The sequence below is a fragment of the Pseudomonas sp. SDT291_1_S447 genome (genome assembly GCF_054070155.1).
Genome location: NZ_JBSVXS010000191.1, coordinates 1 through 6,833 on the forward strand (window position 1 = coordinate 1; position 6,833 = coordinate 6,833).

Here is a 6,833-nt window from a genome sequence, read left to right on the forward strand (position 1 = left end):
ATATCAGGCAAAAGTCAGTTGAGGGCTTCCCCTCAACCATAGAATCTCCCACATTAGATAATTGTTAGCCGCGCGGGCGGGTTCAGAGCTTCAGGATCAGGGTTTTCAGCGGCGGTTGCTGGTCCATGGACGGGAAGTCGGCGCCCGGGGTCATCACGCTCCACTCGCGCACCGGTCGCCCGGCCTTCTCGGCACAGCGCAGCACCTGCTCGCGCCAGTCGTCCATGCTGACTTTCGCCAGGTTGTTGCAGCAGATCAGCACGCCGTTGTCGGCGGTGCTCAGCAAGGCTGGTTTGAGCAGGCTCTGGTAGTCGCGCAGCAGGTCGACGGTGCCGAATGCACTCTTGGCCCAGGCGGGCGGGTCGAGCAGGACCAGATCATATTGGCGCTGATCGAGGCGCTGGTAGCTCGGCAGTTTCTGTCCACGGCGTTGACTGATCGGCAGACCGGCGAGTTGCCGGATTGCCGGAAAGTAATCGGACTGGATGAACTGCATCTGCGGCAATTGCGGGTTGAGCAGACCGTTTTCACGGCCGACCGCCAGATTGCCTTCGGCGAAATCCAGATTGCACACTTCGCGCGCACCACCGGCGGCGGCACTCAGGCCAACGCCGCAGGTGTAGGCGAACAGGTTGAGCACGGATTTGCCCTTGGCGTGATCCTTGACCCAGCCGCGCGTGTTGCGCAGGTCGAGGAAGAGCAGCGGGTCTTGTCCGGCATGGCGTCCACGCACACGGTAGTTCAGACCCCATTCGTGGCCAACCAGATCGGCCAGCGCCGCCTCGTCAGCCTTATAGACGCTGTCTTCGCGGTCAATGCGCGAGTTGCCACGCGAGCGGTCGTTGTAGACCAGCAAGGTTTCCAGCCCCAGGCTCTGATTAACCATGGCGTGCAGTTGCAGCAGGTCGTCCCGCTCCAGCGTCTGGTGGAAGCTTTGCACCAGCAGTTGCGGGCCATAGCGGTCGATGGTCAGACCGCCGGCGCCTTCCTGGCTGCCGTGGAACAGCCGATAGCAATCGGTGCCCTGGCGGTGCAGCTCGGCCAGCAAATCCTGGCGTTGATCGAGGGCGGCGCGCAGCGCCTGATTCAAGGAAGACATGCGGGCGCCTTGCTGGAGAGAATGGGGGCGCGGGAGTTTAGCAGTTACTGAGCTGCAAGCTCCAAGCTTCAAGCCCCAAGCTTAAATCTTGCAGCTTGCAGCTTGCAGCTTGCAGCTTGCAGCTCTGAGCGTCAGCTCAGCCCCATCCGGCGTTTGGCCCGTTGCACCGAACCATTGCGCATCGCCCAGCGCAGCATCGGTGCGCTGCGTCTGACGCTGGCGCGAATCAACTGGCGTTGCAGCGAACTCTGGCGGACATCGAGCATATCGCTGGCCCAGTCCGGCAGCAGATCAATACCGGCCTTCATCATCAGATCGCCAAACGGCCGGGCCAGAACACTGGGCGCCGGTGCGGCCAGCAATAGGCGCAACACTTCTCGGCTGCGCTCATCGCACAGCAACTGCGGGCGCATGCGTTGCAGATAATCGGCTACGGCTTGCCGCGATTTCGGCACATTCCGCGCCCCGAGGCGTTCGGCAATCACGGCGATTTCCGCGTAATAACGATCCTGATCTGCCCCCGACAACTGCGGATTGCGATAACGCAAATGCGCCGCGAGAAAGTTACTGACCTCGGCCACATGCACCCACGTCAGCAAATCCGCATCGCTGGCCGCGTAAGGACGTCCGTCCGGCGCCGTGCCGACCACTTGCAGGTGAATGATGCGCACCTTCTCGATCAGCCAATCGGCATCCCGCCGCGAACCGAAGGTGGTGCCGGAAACAAACTGACTGGTGCGCCGCAAGCGTCCGAGCATGTCTTCACGAAAATTCGAATGATCCCAAACCCCGGCCAGTGCCAGCGGATGCAAAGCTTGCAGCAACAACGCGCTGATACCGCCGATCAACATGCTGCTGAAATCGCCGTGCACCTGCCAACTGATCGAGTCGGGGCCGAACAGGCCGGGGTCGCCCTTGGGGTTTTCCAGGTCGAGTTGGCCGAGGGACAGCCCGGTCAGGCTCATGAGCTGGTTTTCGATACGACTGCGGATGAATTCCATGACCACTCAGTGCGAAAGGGCGGGCGCGGCCGGTTGACCGCGCCCGAGGTGTTACTGATTGAGGCGCTTGTCGATCAGGCCTTGCACCACGCTCGGGTCGGCCAGGGTCGAGGTGTCGCCGAGGCTGTCGAGTTCGTTGCAGGCGATCTTGCGCAGGATGCGCCGCATGATCTTGCCTGAACGGGTTTTCGGCAAGGCCGGCGCCCACTGGATCAGGTCCGGTTTGGCAAAGCTGCCGATTTCCTTGCTGACATGGGCGAGCAGTTCTTTCTTCAGTTCATCATTCGGTTCGGTGCCGTTCATCGGCGTGACGAAGGCGTAGATGCCCTGACCTTTGACGTCGTGGGGGTAACCGACCACGGCGGCTTCGGCGATGCTGTCGTGCAGCACCAGCGCGCTTTCCACTTCAGCCGTGCCGATGCGGTGACCGGAGACGTTGATCACGTCATCGATGCGCCCGGTGATCCAGTAATCGCCATCCTCATCGCGGCGAGCGCCGTCGCCGGTGAAGTAGTAGCCGGGGTAGGGTTTGAAATAGGTGTCGACCATTCGCTGCGGGTCGCCATAGACGCTGCGGATCTGCGCCGGCCAACTCGATTTGATCGCCAGCACGCCGCTGCCGGCGCCTTTGATTTCCTTGCCGTGTTCATCGAGCAGCACCGGTTGTACGCCGAACATGGGTTGTGTGGCGCAGCCCGGTTTGATCCGCTGGGCGCTGACTAGCGGGCTGAGCATGATGCCGCCGGTTTCGGTCTGCCACCAAGTGTCGACGATAGGGCAGCGCTGTTCTCCTACGACGTTGAAATACCATTCCCACGCTTCCGGGTTGATTGGTTCACCGACGCTGCCGAGTAATCTGAGGCTGGCGCGCGAGGTTTCCTTCAGCGGTTCGGCACCTTCGCGCATCAACGCGCGCAGGGCGGTCGGTGCGGTATAGAAAATGTTGACCTTGTGTTTATCGATGACCTGCCAGAATCGTGAGCTGTTCGGGTAGCTCGGCACACCTTCGAACATCAACGTGGTCGCGCCGTTGGCCAGCGGGCCGTAGACGATGTAGCTGTGGCCGGTAACCCAGCCGACGTCGGCGGTGCACCAGAACACTTCGCCGTCGCGGTAGTCGAGCACGTATTTGAAGGTCATCGCCGCTTGCAACAGGTAACCGCCGGTGGTGTGCAGCACGCCTTTGGGTTTGCCGGTGCTGCCGGAGGTGTAGAGGATGAACAGCGGATCTTCGGCGTCCATCGGTTCTGGCGGGCAATCGTCGCTGACGTCGCGCACGGTCTGGTGATACCAGAGGTCGCGGCCCTCGACCCAGTCGACCTTGCCCTGGCTGCGCTCGACCACCACGACGGTGCTGACGTCCGGGCAACTTTGCAGGGCTTTGTCGACGTTCTGCTTGAGTGGCACGAACTTGCCGCCGCGTACACCTTCATCCGCCGTGATCACCGTGCGGCAGTCGGCGTCGAGAATGCGGTCACGCAAGGAGTCAGGGGAGAAGCCGCCAAACACCACTGAATGGATCGCACCGATCCGCGCGCAAGCGAGCATGGCGTAAGCGGCTTCGGGGATCATCGGCATGTAGATGCACACCCGGTCGCCTTTCTTCACGCCACGGCTTTTCAGCACGTTGGCCAGGCGGCAGACATGGTGATGGAGTTTTTTGTAAGTAATTTGCGCCGATTCTGCCGGGTCGTCGCCTTCCCAGAGCAGGGCGGTCTGCTCGCCGCGCTTTTCCAGATGGCGGTCGATGCAGTTGTAACTGACGTTCAGTTTGCCCCCGGCGAACCAGGCGGCTTCGCCGGTTTTCAGGTCATAGCGCTGAACGGTCTGCCACGGCGTGCTCCAGTCGAGGAAGCGCGTGGCCTGTTCGGCCCAGAAGGTTGTGGGGTGTTCAATGGATTCGCGGTACAGGCGCCGGTAGTCATCCTGACTCAATTGCGCAGCCCGGCGGACGGCATCGGCTTTGGGGAACGTGCTGATATCGAACATGACGGTTCCTTATTCTTGTGGTGCGACAAGGATAAAGATGCGCCGATAGGCGCAAGGGTTCAAGGCCGCCCCTCACCCTAACCCTCTCCCAAAGGGAGAGGGTTAGGGTGAGGTGGCTTGATACATCGACCTGAAATCCGGAGTCGAACTCAAGTATCGAAAACGTGAAAATCGGCTCCCTTTCCCCCTCGCCCCTGGGGGAGAGGGCTGGGGTGAGGGGGAAACGATTTGGCTGTCACCGCGAAATCCACGCCAAACGCCAGACGAAAAAAAGCCCCTGAACTTCAGGGGCTTTCTATCAAGCGACTGATCAACCGCGGTGACGACCGCGGAAGTAGTTGATCAGGCCCTGGGTAGACGGATCATCAGCAGTGCTTTCATCGCTGCCGACCAGACGGTTGTAAACGCCTTTGCCCAGTTCCTTGCCCAGCTCCACGCCCCATTGGTCAAAGGCGTTGATGCCCCAGACCACGCTTTGCACGAACACTTTGTGTTCATACATCGCCACCAGTGCGCCGAGACGACGCGGGCTGATGCGTTCAACCACAATGGTGTTGCTCGGACGGTTGCCCGGGATCACCTTGTGCGGCGCAAGTTTGTGCACTTCTTCTTCGCTCATGCCCTTGTCGCGCAGTTCCTGCTCGGCTTCCGGCAAGGTCTTGCCGAGCATCAGCGCCTGACTCTGCGACAGGCAGTTGGCGTACAGCCACTGATGGTGGTCGGAAACCGGGTTGAAGCTGACGATCGGCACGATGAAATCGGCCGGGATCAACTGCGAACCTTGATGCAGCAACTGGTGGTAAGCGTGCTGACCGTTGCAGCCGACGCCGCCCCAGATCACCGGACCGGTATCGGTCGACACCGGCGTGCCGTCCTGGCGCACGCTCTTGCCGTTGGACTCCATGTCTAGTTGTTGCAAGTGCTTGGTGATGTTGCGCAGGTAATGGTCGTACGGCAGGATCGCGTGGCTTTGCGCGCCCCAGAAGTTGCCGTACCAGACGCCGAGCAGCGCCAGCAGCACCGGCATGTTCTGTTCGAACGGCGCGGTCTGGAAATGCTGGTCCATGGTGTAGGCACCGGACAGCAGTTCCTTGAAGTTGGACATGCCGATGGCCAGGGCAATCGGCAAACCGATGGCCGACCACAGCGAATAACGACCACCGACCCAGTCCCACATCGGGAAGATGTTTTCTTCGCGGATACCGAACGCTACGGCAGCAGCGTTGTTGCTCGAAACGGCGATGAAGTGACGATACAACTCGGCTTCCGAACCGCCCTGCGCCAGGTACCAGGCGCGCGCAGCTTGAGCGTTCTTCAGAGTTTCGAGGGTATTGAACGACTTCGACGAAACGATGAACAGCGTGGTCTCGGCGCGCAGCTTTTGCGTCAGCTCGTGGAACTCACTGCCGTCGATGTTCGCCAGATAGTGGCAACGCACGCCTTTCTGCGCGTACGACAGCAGTGCTTCGGAGACCAGTTCAGGGCCGAGGAACGAGCCGCCGATGCCGATGTTGACCACGTCGGTGATCGGCTTCTCGGTGTAACCGCGCCACAGGCCATCGTGTATGCGGCCAACCAGATCGGTGATCTGGTTCAAAACCTTGTGGACTTCCGGCATCACGTTGACGCCATTGACCGACAGCTTGTCGCCTACCGGGCGACGCAGGGCGGTGTGCAGCGCCGGGCGGCCTTCGGAAGTGTTGACGATTTCGCCTTCAAACAGCGCTTTGATGGCGCCCTTGAGATCGACTTCATTGGCCAGACCGACCAGCAGGTTGCGGGTCTGGGCGTTGATCAAATTTTTCGAATAATCGAGAAACAGTCCGCAGCTGCTGAGGGTGAACTGGTTGAAGCGCTGCGGATCGGCGTTGAAGGCTTCGCGCATGCTGAAATCCTGCATGGCTTGGCGGTGATCTTTCAACGCTTGCCAGGCGGGCAGAGCGGTAACGTCTTGAGGAGTGAGGTAATACGCCATCGCTGCGGTTTTCCTTTTTACTTGAACGGCCTTTTGAACACTGAACAGACCCGGCACGCCATGTTTGGGCATGGGATCAACTGCGTCGACACGATTTCTGGACACAGGGCGAATACAGTAAACCTCGCGCTGCGTTCTGTCTTGACTTTGTCTGACCAGATCCCTGTACTTTTTTAACATCGAGACCGGGAACTGGCCGACAAACGGAGGGGGAGCGGGGCGATTTCGCGATCAGGCGAGCTGAACCGGGATGGCGTTGCTGGTGTGGCTCAGCTCGTTGCCGGGCGCCATGTAGAGCATGCGCGGCTTGAAATTGACCAGCTCGGCTTCGCTGTAATGGGCGTAGGCACAAATGATCACGCGGTCGCCGACCTTGGCCTTGTGCGCAGCGGCGCCGTTCACCGAGATCATCCGCGAGCCTTCTTCACCACGAATCGCGTAGGTGGTGAAACGCTCGCCGTTGTCGACGTTGTAAATCTGGATCTGCTCGTATTCACGGATGCCGGACAAGTCCAGCCACTCGCCATCGATGGCGCACGAACCTTCGTAATCGAGCACCGCATGAGTGACTTCGGCGCGGTGCAGTTTGGCCTTGAGCATGATCGCGTGCATGAGGGTTTTTCCCGGGTTGGAATCGAACGGCGGGCAGTGTGCCCGAAGGCTTTTAAGGCGGCAATACAGCTGGAATGCAATCTTCATGACGCTGAAAAACACTGTAGGAGTGAGCCTGCTCGCGATGGCGGTGTGTCATTCAACACTAATGCTGACT

The 6,833-nt window shown here is 60.3% G+C and carries 5 protein-coding genes; all 5 read right to left on the reverse strand.

Translation table 11 applies throughout. From position 1 onward, the window contains the following. Positions 1 to 82 precede the first annotated feature (82 nt). The 5 genes from ACW9IR_RS28125 to panD all read right to left on the reverse strand — a co-directional run bounded on the left by ACW9IR_RS28125 (position 83) and on the right by panD (position 6,676). Positions 83 to 1,099, reverse strand: coding sequence for a class I SAM-dependent rRNA methyltransferase (locus tag ACW9IR_RS28125; RefSeq protein WP_457465881.1), 1,017 nt, complete (start codon positions 1,097 to 1,099; stop codon positions 83 to 85). A 131-nt stretch (positions 1,100 to 1,230) separates the two neighbouring features. After that, positions 1,231 to 2,100 carry an oxygenase MpaB family protein gene (locus ACW9IR_RS28130; RefSeq protein ID WP_102900510.1) on the reverse strand — a complete coding sequence of 290 codons (870 nt, stop codon included), beginning with the start codon at positions 2,098 to 2,100 and terminating at the stop codon, positions 1,231 to 1,233. Positions 2,101 to 2,151: 51 nt separating this feature from the next. Further along, positions 2,152 to 4,089 (reverse strand): acetate--CoA ligase, encoded by a 1,938-nt coding sequence (gene acs, locus ACW9IR_RS28135; protein ID WP_457465884.1) that lies wholly within the window; start codon positions 4,087 to 4,089, stop codon positions 2,152 to 2,154. A gap of 310 nt (positions 4,090 to 4,399) precedes the next feature. Continuing rightward, positions 4,400 to 6,064, reverse strand: a complete 1,665-nt coding sequence (pgi, locus tag ACW9IR_RS28140; protein ID WP_077574571.1) for a glucose-6-phosphate isomerase — start codon at positions 6,062 to 6,064, stop codon at positions 4,400 to 4,402. A 231-nt stretch (positions 6,065 to 6,295) separates the two neighbouring features. Then, positions 6,296 to 6,676, reverse strand: a complete 381-nt coding sequence (panD, locus tag ACW9IR_RS28145) for an aspartate 1-decarboxylase (RefSeq protein ID WP_003205654.1) — start codon at positions 6,674 to 6,676, stop codon at positions 6,296 to 6,298. Between the last annotated feature and the right edge of the window lie 157 nt (positions 6,677 to 6,833).

Excerpts from the sequence above, each read along its gene's own strand:
- ACW9IR_RS28125 (WP_457465881.1), bottom strand. The coding sequence starts at position 1,099 with ATGTCTTCCTTGAATCAGGCGCTGCGCGCCGCCCTCGATCAACGCCAG.
- ACW9IR_RS28130 (WP_102900510.1), bottom strand. The coding sequence starts at position 2,100 with ATGGAATTCATCCGCAGTCGTATCGAAAACCAGCTCATGAGCCTGACC.
- acs (WP_457465884.1), bottom strand. The coding sequence starts at position 4,089 with ATGTTCGATATCAGCACGTTCCCCAAAGCCGATGCCGTCCGCCGGGCT.
- pgi (WP_077574571.1), bottom strand. The coding sequence starts at position 6,064 with ATGGCGTATTACCTCACTCCTCAAGACGTTACCGCTCTGCCCGCCTGG.
- panD (WP_003205654.1), bottom strand. The coding sequence starts at position 6,676 with ATGCACGCGATCATGCTCAAGGCCAAACTGCACCGCGCCGAAGTCACT.